Origin of the sequence: Variovorax sp. RA8, assembly GCF_901827175.1 — a bacterium.
Taxonomy (GTDB): domain Bacteria; phylum Pseudomonadota; class Gammaproteobacteria; order Burkholderiales; family Burkholderiaceae_C; genus Variovorax.
In genome coordinates this window covers 329,810-343,003 of record NZ_LR594663.1, presented here as the reverse complement: position 1 = coordinate 343,003, position 13,194 = coordinate 329,810, and the positions used below count along the sequence as shown (strand labels likewise).

The window sequence follows — 13,194 nt, the reverse complement described above, 5'->3', positions numbered from 1 at the left end:
TGATCGGTGTGAGGGGCCCTTCGCACTCCGGCGGCTTGGGCGGGCGGGTGCCGCACGCCGCCAAGAGGAGGGACAGCAGGAAAAGCGTGGACGAGGGCTTCATTCGGGCGCTCCGCTGCTACAGATTGCGCGAGTGGTTCGACGTGACGTGCTCCCTTGGGAGCACGGCGCCGCCGCGGCGTGGCGGGCCGATCTGGCCAATAGAGGCCATGCCTGCGCCGACGCGATTGCCCGCCAGGCGGCGGAAGGAATCCCAGCGACCGCCGGGCTCTCGCCGCAGGCCGTCGAGCACGCCGCGGCTGAACTCATAGCTGGTGCGCTTGGCACCACTCGTCGCCCAATTCAGGAGGCGGCTGACTGCATTGAACGAGCTCAGCGCTATCCCACTTGCCAATCCTGCCGCGATCGACATCACTTGCCGCATTACTAGAAAGACTAGTGCCGAGGCGATGCAAACTCTGGCACCTTCGGCAATGGTGATCGCGCCGCCGAGCGACACAGCATTGTTTGTATACGAGCGGAGAACGCTTAGCAGGAGGGCTGCCGCCAGAGTTGCGACGATGGTCACGAGGGCGTAGTTCGCGAGCTGTGCTACCCACGCCTCGAAGAAGCGCTTGGTGGCGTCGAACAATAGGAGCACGATAAACATCGGCCCCAAAGCCAGGATCAAGGCGAGGGCGACCTTGGACAGAGCTAACAGGAAAGCTGTCAGCACAACGGTGAGGCCAACTAGAAGGTAGACGAGGAAGCCTGCAAGATAGTAGGCAAAGTTCGCATTGAGGACGCTCCCCTTGCTCAGCAACTGCTCTGCGACCAAGTTCCCGTCGATCCAGATCTGGTCCACCATCGATATTGTTTTAGGCGATCCGAGAACGGCAGCAGCGAGCTGGTCAGGCCCACGGGTGAAGGTGTCAACGGCTACATCGTTGTATGTCCAGAGCCGTAGGCCTAGGCCGAGCACGATGCCGAGCACAAGGATGCGCTTCACGCCCTCCTGCGCTGCCCCCGGCATTCGTAGCACTTCGATCTAGAGTCCAGGGGTTTGCATCGTAGTTGATGCGACTGTTTGCGCGTTGCTGCCAGCGAGCTGGCAGCAACGCGCGGCGAACACGGCCGGCGGCACGTACCCCAGGGTACTGTGCGGCCGGCGATGGTTGTAGTCCTCGCGCCAGTTGTCGATGACGCTGCGCATGTGGCTCAAGCTGGCAAACCAGTGCTGCGACAGGCACTCGTCGCGGAAGCGGCTGTTGAAGCTCTCGATGTAGGCGTTCTGCACCGGCTTGCCGGGCTGGATGAAGCGCAGCTCCACGCCGTTCTTCGCCGCCCAGGTCTGCATCGTGCGTCCGGCGAACTCCGGGCCGTTGTCGGTGCGGATCACCTTGGGCAAGCCCCGCTCGGCCTTGGCCTGGTCTAGCACGCGCGTCACGTACAGCGCGGGGATCGATGTGTCGGCAACGATCTGCACCGACTCCTTGGAACAGTCGTCCACCACCGTCAGCGTCTTTACCCGCCGGCCATTGGCCAGCTCATCAAACACAAAGTCCATGCTCCACACCTCGTTGGGTTGTGTCGGGCGTACCAGTGGCTGGCGCTCTGGCACCGGCAGCTTCTTGCGCCGCCGCTTTCGCACCATCAAGCCCTCTTCGCGATAGATCCGGTAGGTGCGCTTCACGTTGATGGCCCAACCGTCGATTTGCAGCCGGCTGTGCAGCATGCGGTAGCCGTGGCGGCGGTGCTGCCCCGCGAGCTCCTTCAGGCGCTCGCGCAAGGCCGCATTGCCGTCGTCGCGGGGTTCGTAGCGCAGCGTGCTGGCACTCATGCCCACCAGCCTGAGGGCCCGGCGTTCGCTCAGGCCCAGACCCCGAAACTGCCGCACGACCTCGCGCCGCGCCGCCACGGCCTTCACTTTCCCTTGAGCACCTCGCGCATGGCGTCGATCTCGAGCATCGAGTTGGCCAGCAGCTTCTTCAGCTTAGTGTTCTCTGCCTCCAGCGACTTCAGGCGCTGCGCGTCCGAGACGTTCATGCCACCGAACTTAGCCTTCCAGGCGTAGTAGCTCGGCTCGCTGAAGCCATGCTTCCTGCACAGCTCCTTGACCGGCATGCCCGCATCGGCCTCACGCAGGAAGCCAATGATCTGTTCCTCGGTGTATCGCTTCTTCATCGGTCCGATCTCCATTTCGGGTTGATCGGACTCTAGACCTAAGCTCTACGAATTTCCGGGGGCAGCGCACTCCCAGATGGGTTCTTGGATCCGACCAGTAAGCGAGAGATAGCCCCAAATCATCACGTAAATGGTTGCGAGCGTTACCGCTGCCGGCTCGAGTGAAGATGCCACCCGTGACGCATTCGCACTCACATAAGTGGCTAACTGCCCGTTTAGCCAGGTGAAGAACTGCTCGAAGAAGCCCATGCGCCCCCCATTTCGCCTACCGCTGCGGAGCAGGCTGAAGCGGAACGGGCTTCAGCTTCCTGACGCTACCAATGCTCTCCAAGGTCTTACGGCTTACGTCATCGTCCTGCAGAGCGAAGGGCTCTACGGGAAGAGAATCGGCCGCGCTCGACGGCATTTTTTGGTGGATCGCGGCATGAGTGACGTAGTAGTAAGCACCTCCACCCGAGACGGCGACGATGACGCCCAGCGCAAAAAGTGTCCACGGGCTTCTGATCATCTTGTTCTCTTCAGCGTTCTAGTAGCTCACAGCTGACATGGATCGAACGCTACCAACGTCAGTGATAGCGCGCTCTCGGAAGCGCTGCTGCTGGGCAGCTTCCTCGGCTTGCGCCATCTGATAAAGGCTCTGCAGCTTCGTCTGCTCATTGGTGAGCATGTTCTGCTCGGCCTGGATCCTTGCCTGCAGATCCTGGATCGCCTTGGGATCGTGGGCCGTGGCAATACGGCTGATCAGCTGCTGCAGCGCCGAGAAGCGCTGGCTGGTGTTCTGATACGCGCTCTGGGTCAATCCGTTCAGCATGGCCGAGGACTGCCGGCCTTGCTGGACGATCTGGCGCATCTCCGGGGTCAGGGCCTCCAGCTGGCTGCCTGAGAGGACACTGTTGGCCTTCATGATCGATTGCACGTGGCTGGCCAGCCCGGTGTAGCTCGCCGATGAGCCGTTGAGCGTGTTCATCAGTTCGCCGTAGCTCGGTGGCAGGTAGTTGCGCGCCTGGTCCGAGGTCGGGAGCAGCTGCTCCATGCCGCGGGTCCCCGTCATGGCGCCATAGGTCAGAGCCAGCTGGTCCTTCGACTGCCTGAGCTGGTCGTACTGCCTCTGCATCGCCGAGATCTGCTGCTGCCAGTACATGACCTGCTGCATGAGATTCGCGACGGCCGTGATGTCGATCACCGGGATGCCGGCGTTTGCGTGCAGCGGCGCCAGGAAGGCCGCCGTGGCTAGGAAGAAGGCGAGAAGGCGCCTACGCATGGGAGACCTCCTGGGGCAGAGTTGAACTTGGCGAGCGACCGGCCAGGGCCGCCCGGAAGGGGCTCAGCCATTGATCGGGATGCGGCCCATGCGTTTCGATGAGATAGCGCATGAGGCGGACGTTGCTGGTGCGCCCCGAGATGACATGCAAGGCGTCATCGAAACCTTGGAGATCGAGTTGCGCCACCACGCTCACATGGTTCTGCTTGATCAGGAACTGGCGCGAGCCGGGCTCGAGTTCCTGCTTGATGAGCGCGAACTCGCGCTCCGTCAGGCTGAAGCCCTGGGTGTACTCGTCGTAGTCCGCCTCCGGATTCGGGAACAGGATCTTCGTCGGCGTCTGCTCGACGATCGCCCGCGCGATGCCGGAATCGAGCACGTGGCTGGTGCTCTGGGTGAACGTGGCGATGTTGGCGTTCTTCTTGCGCCAGGTCTCCAGTCCGTTCCTGGCGAACTTCGCGAAGGCGGGGTCACTCAGGAGCTTGGCAAACTCGTCCATCCAGCACACCAGGGGGCGGCCATCCACCATCCGGTTGACCAGGTGGAAGAGGTACATGGTGAGTGGTGCGCGGACCACCTCGTTGTCCAGGAAGTCCGTGACATCGAAGCCGACCAGGGAGTGGTGGGCAAGCAGGGGTGCCACTTCGTCGTGGTCGTTGTCGAAGACCCAGGCGTAGTCGCCGCGCTCCGACGCGCACCATTTACGAAGGCGCGCGTACATTCCTTCGGGGTCCGTGATGTCCAGAAAGGCGGCGAGGCGCGACAAGCGCCTGAAGGACAGATCGAGCTTCAGGGTGCCGCGCAGTGCCTGTTCGAGGTCGTCTTCCTGGCGCACGGTCAGGGTGTCGCCCGGCGTGCGCATCACCAGGCGCCTCAGCCAGTGCCGCATGAACTCGACGTTGTCGGCGATCGACTCGTCGAGCTGCAGGGGGTTGCAGCCGGTGGGAATCCCGTTCTTGAGAGGGAGGTACCGGCCGCCCAGCGCGCGCACCAGGATGTGCAGCCCTTCGTCCTTGTCGAAGATGACCTGGGTCGCGTCCATCCGGTTGCAGATGGCCAGCATGCAGAAGCCCAGGAGGGTTGTCTTGCCGGTGCCGACGGGCCCAACACCGGTGATGTGCCCGACGTCCCGGCGGCTGCCTCCGTCCGGGCTGCGTGGATCGCTCGCGTGCAGCGAGAAGTAGTAGGGCGAGCCCGCGCGCGTGATGAACATCGTCAGGGCCTTGCCCCAGTAGTTGCCCGCCGCCCGCCCCGTCGGGAAATTGTGGAAGGGGGACATGGCCGCGAAGTTGCGACTGGTGATGGGGGCCTTGCGGCTGCGGTAGCCAAAATTCCCCGGCAGCTGCGCCCAGAAGGCCGCCTCCAGCGCCAGGTCCTCGCGCGCCACCACCATCCCGGTGTCGCCCAGTAGGTAGCGCGCGCGTGCCACGTGGTCGTTGAGCTGCTTCAAGCGGCGCCGGCCTTCAACCTCGGCAACGGCCTCGCCGGCATCGTCGAGCACCTGAAGGCTGAAATGGTGATCACCGACCACGAAGCGGTTGCTCATCAGGTCGTCCAGCGCGTCCTCGAGCTCCGCGGCCTGGGACACCGCCAGATCTCCGGCGGCCGCCATCCTGTGGTGCTGCCGGCTCATCATGTCGGTGGCCGTGCTCTTGGCCAGGAAGGTGAAGCTCTGGGTCAGCACGAAAGGAAAGGGCGCGGTGAGGAGCGCGCCGAACATGCCCGGCGCCGTGGGCGTCGGGTACTCCTTGATGCCGAGGAATGCACCGATGCGCGTCTGGGTGCCGGTGCGGTACTCCATCGCTTCTTGGCCGAAGAAGGGGCGGCTGGTGGCCAGGACCTCGTTCAGGGGCGAGCGCGGCAGCGGCATGCGCTGCCATTCGCCGTTGACCAGCAGGCCATGAAATTCCAGCAGGGAGGAAAAGAGCAGGGCTTTTCCCTCCAGCCGGTAGACGCCCAGTGCCTCGGGGTCGTAGCGCTCCAGCGCGGCGAGCAGCTCCTGGCGCAATTTGGTGCAGGCATCGAGGGAATCGCGCAGCTCGGTCTGCGCACCTTCCGGGTCCGTGCGCCTGAGCAGGCGCAGTGCGGCGTTGCCGATCGGGGTGGGCTGTGGGCGAAAGACGATCGACAGGTACAGCTCGTTGACCATCAGCCGCTCGCCGGCCATCTTGCGGCGGTAGCGCTGCTCGATTTCATCGGCGAAACCGGGGATGGTGCGGCCGGCGGGGTAGCCGGTCTCCCGGCGCCGGATCACGTGGGTCCAAAGTGCCAGGTTGGGCGACGCGATGTTGCGCAGCAGGACGTTCAGGCGCTCGTGCCAGCTGTTGATGTCCTCGTCGTCTGCGCTTTCGAAGCTCGCGCCGGCCAGCCGCAGGGTCTGCACGTAGTCGCCAGCGCGCGTGCGGGCCACGTGCTGGTCCACGTGCACGGTGAGCGGGATCATGGCGGCGGCGCCGACCTCGCGGCGCAGCGTCTTCTCGGCGCGGGAGAGCAGCTGCATGGCGTCCTCTCGTCTCAGATCACCGCCACGGGCGCCGTCCGCACGCGCGCCGTCCGCACGCGCCGGCGTCCCCTGGCGTCAGGCAAGTCCAGCGCCAACGGGCTGTACGAGCTGGCGCCCCAGTGCCGAAGGTTGCCGCCGAGCAAGGCGGGCAGCCGCGTGCGACCCCAGAGCCGCAGCAGATCGAAGAAGCGAGGCTCGTAAAGGCACACCAGGTGGAGCAGCCCGTGAATCGGCACGAAGGCCAGCACCCAAGCGAGGTTCTTCGTGACGATGAACGACTCGGTGGTGATGACGATGTTGAACATCATGGCCGGGTACGTGACGCCCCAGACCATCGAAGGCCGGGTCATCCCGACGAAGAGCGGGTCGGCGACGATGCCCTGGTTGCGGTTCATCTGCGTGCCTCTCAAACGCCGAACAGGCCCCGGATCCAGGACACGATCTGCGGGCCGCCGAAGACCAGAACGGTACCGATCACGACCGCCACCATCCACCACCAGCTCAGTCGCCCGAACCAGGCCATTGCGCCCGAGACCATCACGGCGACCGCCGCGATGGGCGTGAGAATGGCCACGAGCTGCTGCTGGGTGGCGTTGGCCCCGGTGGCGAACGGGCTTCCCGCTGCCGCAAGGGCTGGCAGGAGCGCGGCGGACGCTGCGACCAGCCACAGCCTGCAGCGCTCGCGGCCGCGGGACCATTGCACCGGCCTCCGGACCGCTCCGGCGCGGTCAGGGCAGGCGCGTCGGTGCCAGGCGTGGCGCGGCCGGGTCCGGGCTTGGCTGCTGCAATCGCAGAAGTGGAAGGATTGCAGGCGCTTCGCGCCGCCCCCTGCGTGAAGATCGATACGAGTACGTACGTGCATGGAGCTACTCCACTTGACCTGAAACAGGCTGCGCCGTCTCCGGCGCGAGGCCGGCGCGAAGCGGCGCAGACGGGGCGGGGCTTGGAGCTCTGCCGTACACGTCCCACCAGGCCGGTGCGGGCGCGGGCACGTTCGGTGCAGCAGGCCGGGGGCGCCGGGCCGGTTCGGCGGCCCGCGAGGCCGACGCCAGCTCGCGCCTGAGTCCTGCGATATCTTCGAGGGTTCGTCGGCGCTGCTCCTCGACGTCGTCGACGAGATCCTCGTGCGCGACGGCCGAGCGCTCGGTTTCGCGACGTGCGAGTGTCTGGAGCCGGGCTTGTGACCTTGCCAGCTCCTGGCGCAGGATCAGGATCCGGTCGTTGTCTCGGGCCAGCTGCTCGGACCGGGCGACCACCCTGCGCAGGGGCTCCTGCGCTTGGGTGGGTCCGGCCGCGGCGACGCAGGTGCCGAGCAACCACGCCAGCCACACGCCCGGGCTGCGGCTGCCTTGCCCGAGCGTGTTTCGATGGAGGCGGCTTGCTGACATGGCTTGCACTGTCGTCCTCGGCGGCGGCGGCGGTCAATCGAGCTGGCCTGTCAGTCCTGACAGTGGCGCCCGCGATTCGCCGGGATACCCTGCATCAGGTCGCGAAGCGGTCGGCCGGATGGTGGACCTGCGGTTACATAGCACCTCGGCGCGCACCGCGGCAAAGCCATTGCACCCTGCGGGCATGCACCGGGCAGGATCGTGGTGATATCTCTGGTGCTGCGGGCAAGGAGCAGTGGATGGGCAAGGTGATCGTCTTCGGCAACCACAAGGGCGGCGTCGGGAAGTCGACGCTGGCGGTCCTCTACGCCTACTGGCTGGCGGACCTGCAGCAGCAGTCCGTGTGCGTGATCGACCTCGATGCCCAGGCCAACAGTTCCAAGTCGCTCGCGAGGTTCGCGACCGGCATCGAGTCAGCCCAGTTGTTCCACCCGCAGGCGCGTGCGCCGCAAGTCCCAGGCGCGACGGAGGACGCTCAGCGGATCGTGCTGGTGCCCGGCAGCAGGCACCTGGCTGAGATCGAGCTTGGGCCACCCGACAAGGTGATTCCTGCATTCCGCGGCTGTCTGCTGGAGGCGGTGCAGCGCTTCGATGCGGTGGTGGTGGACACCCCTCCCGCATTGGGCCTGCGCATGAGTGCGGCGTTGATCGGCGCAGACGCGGTCGCCTGCCCGATTGAGCTGGAGGCGTACAGCATCGACGGAATGGCGGACATGCTCAAGACCATCTTCGGTGTTCGCAAACGCTACAACCCTCGGCTTCGGCTGGGGGGCATTCTTCTGAACCGCTTCAATGCCCATTCGCAGCGGCAGAAGGCCGCGCTCCAGCATCTTGCGCTGGGCTTCGCGGAGTTCGTCATCCCGGCACGCATCTCGACGCGATCAGCGATTCCCGAGGCGCTCGCCTCGGGCGTGCCCGTCTGGCGCCTGCCGAGGACTGCAGCGCGCGAGGCGAGCCTGGAGGTGATGGCTGCGTTCGAGCTGCTCCACCAACGCGTGGTCGCCCCGGATGCGATCCCGCGGCGAGCGGAGCCCCTCGCATGACCCCTGGCCCCGAGCTGGACCTGAGTGCGCTCTCGCAGTTCAGGGCGGCGGACCTGCTGGCGGAAGGCGCGTCAGCCGCGAACGGGGGCTCGCCGATGCAGGTGGCATTGCATCGGATCGACTTCGATCCCTTGCAGCCGCGCCGCCGGCTGCGGGGGCGCAGCATCGAGGAACTTGCCGAATCGATTCGCCAGCATGGCGTGCTCGAGCCCGTGTCGCTGAGGCTGGACACGAAGCGAGAAGGGCGGTTCATCGTCAACCGCGGGGAGCGCCGGGTGCGTGCGGCGCGCCTGGCAGGGCTGGGTGCGATACCGGCCTTCCTCGATGAACGTCTCGATCCGTTCGCGCAGGCGGCGGAGAACCTGCACCGCGAGGACATGTCGCCGTTGGATCTGGCGGCGTTCATCGCGGAACGGGAGGCCGAGGGGCATGCGCGTGCGGAGATCGCCCGGCGCCTGGGCAAGTCGCGCTCCTTCGTCACCGAGGCGGCGAGCCTGGTCGAGGCGCCGGCGTCGCTTCGGCGGGCGATCGAGGAGGGAAGAATAGGCGGGGACATGCGGGTGCTGTACCGCCTGGTGGCTGTGGCCCGTTCGCGGCCGGACGATGTGGAAGCACTGCTTTCCGGCGGTGGTGCGTTGCGCCGTGCCGCGCTCGACGAGCTGCTGGGCCGCAGCGCCGCGTCCGCACGTGCAGGCGAGGCTCGGATGCAGCGTGGCAGCGGGCCTGCCAGGGTCTCGAGCGGCGGGCGCACCGTGCTCATCGTCGAGCACGCCGGTCGGCGCGGATCGCTGCGGCTCAAGGCGCGCGACAGTGACGTCGGGGAGGTCCGGTTCGGCGATGGCACGTGCCGCCTGCTGCCGCTGATGGAGCTGCGGCCGGTCTGCTGGGCATCGGAGGACTAGGAGCGCTGCCGGTCAGAAGGCCGCTGCGGCGTCTCTGCAAGGCAGCGGTTGCCGGCTCGGCTAGATCACGTCCACCGGTGCCGTCAGCACGCGCTCGTACTTCGTCATCGCTTCGATCTCGACGCCGAGCCACCTTGCGACGTCTGCGGGGGACGAGCCCCGGCGCAGCTGTCGCAGAGCGAACGTGTGCCGCAGGCGAAAGGAGCCTCCTTCGGTGCTATCCAGGCCTGCTTCCACGAGGACCTCGCGCGCGGCGTTGTACTGCGACTGCTTGCTCCACGGCTTGCCGCTGCGGGTGGACGGAAACAGGAATTCGCCGGCGATGCCGGCGTCGGCGCGCACCTGCAGCCAGTGGTGCAGCAATTCGCCGGCCCATGGTGCGACCGGCGTCTCGCGAGCGGGCGAGTTGCCGTTGCCAGGCACAGCCACCTTCCACGGTCGCTCGCGCAGGCGGCCGCCGCGCACGGTGGGCGCATCGAGGCGCAGCAGCCGCACGTCCCCCGGGGTGAGTCCGGCGCCCAGCTGCAGCGCGACGGCGCTGCGGTTGCGCAGCTGCTGCCAGGTGAAGGCGGCGTGGCTGTTGCGCCGGGCCTCCGAGGCGCCCTGGCGCGGTCGCGCATGCGACAGGAAGGTGATCAGGTGCCTGGCCTCTGCCACGGACAGGAATTCCGGCAAGGGATCGGCATGCGCGGCTTCCGCGTAGCGGATCTCCGGGTGGGCGTCGATCCAGTCGCTCGCGGCCGTGTTGACCGCAGCGCCGGTCTCGGCGGCATGGTGGCGCAGCACGCGATCGATCAGACGCAGCAGGCGTAGCGCATGGCGCGGAGAGAGCGACAGGTCGGCGCTTTTCATGCCGAAGCGAGCGGCCTGGAACGCCGACAGGTCCCGTCCATCGAGTGAGGTCAATGTCACCGCCGGGGACTGGCCCAGACACCAGCTCTCGAAACTGCCCCACATGTCCCGGTAGACCTGGATGGACGAGGGCTGGCGCAGGAATCCAGCTGTGCGCTGTTGCTGCAGCCATCGCTTGAATGCGAGGCGATGGATGGCGGCTGGCGGTTCTTCGAAAAGAGAAAGCGACGGCATAGAAAATGTACTAACGGCAGCGGGGTTGTTTTGCTTGCTGGGGCTAGGTTTGGTAAAACCGAGTGAATGGGGTACCCTTCGGAGGCAGGAAGTGCTGCCGTTAGTATATTTAGCAAACCACGGCCATTTCGCAGGAGTTCGCAGCGGTGTCTAAACCGCGGGGAGAGGGGCGAAAGCAAATCGGCGCCCCCTGAGATGCGAACAGGGCCGTGGCTCAGATGGTCGCAGCCAAAGTCGGCTGGTTGACCGATCCAAGTGTTTCAGATGACGAGGTGCCCGAGCGATTCGCACGAAGGCATGCTCTGGGCCTTTGGATAGCCTTGCTGCCTGGATTAGGGTTTTTCGGCTTCATCTACCTCTTGCCCAAGTCTGATTCGACGTCCAGCTGGTCTATGCCGCGGCGGCGGCAACATGCTTGCTTTCCCTCTTCTTGTACGTTGCGCTGCTCTATCGATGCCCAAAGTGTGGCGCCCATCCGTCCAGCAGCGTGAGGGGTAGCACCGGCATCCTCTTCTTTGCAAAGAAGTGTTCAAAATGCCGTTCGTCTTTGCTACCTCAGCATCGCTGGGGTCAGGACTGAACTCAGCCAACACTGGACTTCCGTTTCCCGCTGCATTCCGTTTCCGATCGCGAAGGTGCAGTTCGCGGGCGTGGCTTTAATCCAGCTTAGCGCCGGTCCGCTTCACGAGATCGGCCCACTTCGGCGTCTCCGTCTCGATCAACTGCCGGAACTGCTGCGGCGAGCCGGGCATGGCGATCAGGGCGAAGCTCTCCGTGGCCTTGCGGACGTCCGCGTCTGCAACGGCTTGGCGCATGGCCTGGTTCATGCGCTGCACGACCTCCGCCGGCGTTCCTTTCGGGACGACGAAGCCGGCCCAGGCGAGGATCTCGTAGCCTTTGAGACCTGACTCGTCCAGCGTGGGCACGTCCGGAAGGACCGCGACGCGCTCTTTGCTCGTGACTGCCAGCAATTTGACCCGCCCGCCCTTGGCCAGGGTCGAGGAGAGTGCGACGTTCTCGAACAGCAGGTCGACGTCGCCATTCACCATGTCCTTGAAGGCATCGGCGCCGCTCTTGTAAGGCACATGCACCATGCTCGTTCCTGCCATCGCGTCGAACAGCGCCGCCGACAGGTGGCCGGTCGTTCCGACCCCCCCTGACGCGACCTTGAGCCGCCCCGGATTTCGGCGGGCATGCGCCACCAGGTCCGCGACGCTGTTCACCTCCAGCTCCTTGCGTGCCGTCAGCAGGTTGGCGGTGCCGAGCATGGTGCCAACCAGTTCGAAGTCGCGCACCGGGTCATAGGGCAGGCGCGTGTAGAGGAACCGGTTGATCACCAGGGTGGAGGCGGTGCCCAGCGTCATCGTCAGCCCGTCCGGGCGCGATTTGGCGGCGGCATCCATGCCGATCAGCCCGTTGGCGCCGCCACGGTTGTCGATGAACACCGGCGTCCCGAGATGGCGCGCGAAGCTCTCGATATACGGCCGGAAGGCCGTGTCTGTTCCCGAGCCGGCGGCATACGGCATGATGAACCGGATCGCCCGGGAATCCTGCTGCGACTTAGCGGGCGACGACAAGGCGGACAGTGCAAAGAGCGAGGCCGATCCCAGAAGGAGGCGGCGCCGGGAATTCACGTCGGACATGATTTCTCCTGAGTCAATTTTGGAAATTGCTGGCTTGCTGCGCGCGGCCGCACCACCGACGGATCAGCGCTTCGTAGATCTCGGCGGCCTCGCGGACCCGGGACACATGCACGTACTCGTCGGTCTGGTGGGCCATCTGCGGTTCGCCGGGGCCGAGGATCACCGTGGGCACATTACCCAGGGCCGCCTTGAGCACGGAGGCGTCGGTGAAGTAAGGCACCAGCAGCGCTTCGGTTGCCGTGCCGCCGTTGCCCGGGCCGGCGAGGTTCATGACCTCTTGCACCCAGGGATGCTGCCGCTCCGTGGACACGCCGGGTGCGTCGAGCAGCCTGCGAAGGGTGGCGCGTCCGTGCAAGTGCCTTGTCAGCGATGACGCCAACGCCTCATGCGCCATGCCCGGCGGGGTCCGGATGTCGATGCCGATCGTTGCGCGATCGGGCACGGAGTTGATGTTGATGCCGCCCTCGATCGTTCCCACGCTCAGGGTGGGCCGCCCTTCGGCGCTGCCCTGGCTCAGGTCGAGGTCCTGCAGCTCGAGCACCAGCCGAGCCATCTTGCAGATGGCGTTGTCGCCCAGTTCAGGCATCGAGGCGTGGGCAGTGCGGCCATGCGAGCAGGCATGGAACCAGAGCGCGCCCTTGTGGCCGAGCCGTGGTCTGTTCGACGTGGGTTCGCCCACCACCAGAGCACCGACACGCTGCGGGAGCGCACCGGCCTGCACGAGGTGGCGCGCCCCGTCGCAGCCGGTTTCCTCGCCAGCCGTGAGGATCAACGCCACGCCCGCCGTGTCGCCCAGCCACGAAGCGCAGCGCAGGGCCGCCGCGACCGCGGCCGCCACCCCGCTCTTCATGTCCGAGGCGCCGCGGCCATGGAGCCGGTCGCCGTGGATCTCCGCAGCGAAAGGGTCGACGTTCCATTGCGCCGTGCCCAGGGGCACCGTGTCGAGATGGCCGGTGAAGGCCAGGCAGGGCTGGCCGGCCTCCGCGGCGCGCAGCGTGGCCACCAGGCTCGTTCGGCCCGCGGACAGACTTTCGTAGCGCAGCGAGAAGCCGGCCCCGCCGAGCAGTTCACCCACGAGTCGGGCGCAGGCGTCCTCGCGTCCGGGCGGATTGACCGAGTTCAAGCGCACGAGCGCCTGGGTCAGAAGCACGGGGTCGACCGCATGCCGTGCGTGCAGGGCGGCGGCCGATGCAGGCTGGTCCATG

At 66.2% G+C, this 13,194-nt stretch carries 13 protein-coding genes; 2 read left to right on the top strand and 11 right to left on the bottom strand.

Annotated features, from left to right (window positions below):
- Positions 1 to 118 precede the first annotated feature (118 nt).
- The 8 genes from E5P3_RS32625 to E5P3_RS32590 all read right to left on the bottom strand — a co-directional run bounded on the left by E5P3_RS32625 (position 119) and on the right by E5P3_RS32590 (position 7,315).
- Complete coding sequence (locus E5P3_RS32625) at positions 119 to 988, bottom strand: type IV secretion system protein (RefSeq protein ID WP_232073580.1); 870 nt, start codon at positions 986 to 988, stop codon at positions 119 to 121.
- 39 nt (positions 989 to 1,027) lie between these two features.
- Positions 1,028 to 2,163 (bottom strand): IS3 family transposase gene (locus E5P3_RS32620; RefSeq protein ID WP_162584305.1). Its coding sequence is split into 2 segments (ribosomal slippage): positions 1,028 to 1,911 and positions 1,911 to 2,163, totalling 1,137 coding nucleotides; the frame shifts between segments, so codons are not numbered across the junction.
- 265 nt (positions 2,164 to 2,428) lie between these two features.
- Positions 2,429 to 2,671, bottom strand: coding sequence for a hypothetical protein (locus E5P3_RS32615; protein WP_162590191.1), 243 nt, complete (start codon positions 2,669 to 2,671; stop codon positions 2,429 to 2,431).
- A gap of 18 nt (positions 2,672 to 2,689) precedes the next feature.
- The gene (locus tag E5P3_RS32610) at positions 2,690 to 3,424 is read right to left on the bottom strand and encodes a type IV secretion system protein (RefSeq protein ID WP_162590190.1); all 735 of its coding nucleotides are present in this window, start codon (positions 3,422 to 3,424) and stop codon (positions 2,690 to 2,692) included.
- The gene (locus E5P3_RS32605) at positions 3,417 to 5,924 is read right to left on the bottom strand and encodes a VirB4 family type IV secretion/conjugal transfer ATPase (protein WP_162590189.1); all 2,508 of its coding nucleotides are present in this window, start codon (positions 5,922 to 5,924) and stop codon (positions 3,417 to 3,419) included. Before E5P3_RS32605 ends, E5P3_RS32610 begins: the two co-directional genes overlap by 8 nt.
- A gap of 14 nt (positions 5,925 to 5,938) precedes the next feature.
- Positions 5,939 to 6,322, bottom strand: a complete 384-nt coding sequence (locus E5P3_RS32600) for a type IV secretion system protein VirB3 (protein ID WP_162590188.1) — start codon at positions 6,320 to 6,322, stop codon at positions 5,939 to 5,941.
- 11 nt (positions 6,323 to 6,333) lie between these two features.
- Positions 6,334 to 6,630 carry a TrbC/VirB2 family protein gene (locus tag E5P3_RS32595; protein WP_232073578.1) on the bottom strand — a complete coding sequence of 99 codons (297 nt, stop codon included), beginning with the start codon at positions 6,628 to 6,630 and terminating at the stop codon, positions 6,334 to 6,336.
- A 163-nt stretch (positions 6,631 to 6,793) separates the two neighbouring features.
- On the bottom strand, positions 6,794 to 7,315 hold the full coding sequence (locus tag E5P3_RS32590) for a hypothetical protein (RefSeq protein ID WP_162590187.1): 522 nt from the start codon (positions 7,313 to 7,315) through the stop codon (positions 6,794 to 6,796).
- A 239-nt stretch (positions 7,316 to 7,554) separates the two neighbouring features.
- On the opposite strand from E5P3_RS32590, the gene E5P3_RS32585 reads away from it, so the two are divergent.
- On the top strand, positions 7,555 to 8,358 hold the full coding sequence (locus E5P3_RS32585; protein WP_162590186.1) for a ParA family protein: 804 nt from the start codon (positions 7,555 to 7,557) through the stop codon (positions 8,356 to 8,358).
- Positions 8,355 to 9,260, top strand: a complete 906-nt coding sequence (locus E5P3_RS32580) for a ParB/RepB/Spo0J family partition protein (protein ID WP_162590185.1) — start codon at positions 8,355 to 8,357, stop codon at positions 9,258 to 9,260. The genes E5P3_RS32585 and E5P3_RS32580 overlap by 4 nt, the downstream gene beginning before the upstream one ends.
- Before the next feature lie 60 nt (positions 9,261 to 9,320).
- Here the strand turns inward: E5P3_RS32580 and E5P3_RS32575 are convergent, their stop codons facing one another.
- The 3 genes from E5P3_RS32575 to E5P3_RS32565 form a co-directional block, all read right to left on the bottom strand.
- Positions 9,321 to 10,172 (bottom strand): tyrosine-type recombinase/integrase, encoded by an 852-nt coding sequence (locus tag E5P3_RS32575; RefSeq protein WP_232073609.1) that lies wholly within the window; start codon positions 10,170 to 10,172, stop codon positions 9,321 to 9,323.
- A gap of 830 nt (positions 10,173 to 11,002) precedes the next feature.
- The gene (locus E5P3_RS32570) at positions 11,003 to 11,989 is read right to left on the bottom strand and encodes a Bug family tripartite tricarboxylate transporter substrate binding protein (protein WP_162590183.1); all 987 of its coding nucleotides are present in this window, start codon (positions 11,987 to 11,989) and stop codon (positions 11,003 to 11,005) included.
- 13 nt (positions 11,990 to 12,002) lie between these two features.
- Entirely contained in the window at positions 12,003 to 13,193 is a 1,191-nt protein-coding gene (locus tag E5P3_RS32565; protein WP_162590182.1) for a M20 family metallopeptidase, read from the bottom strand.
- Position 13,194 lies beyond the last annotated feature (1 nt).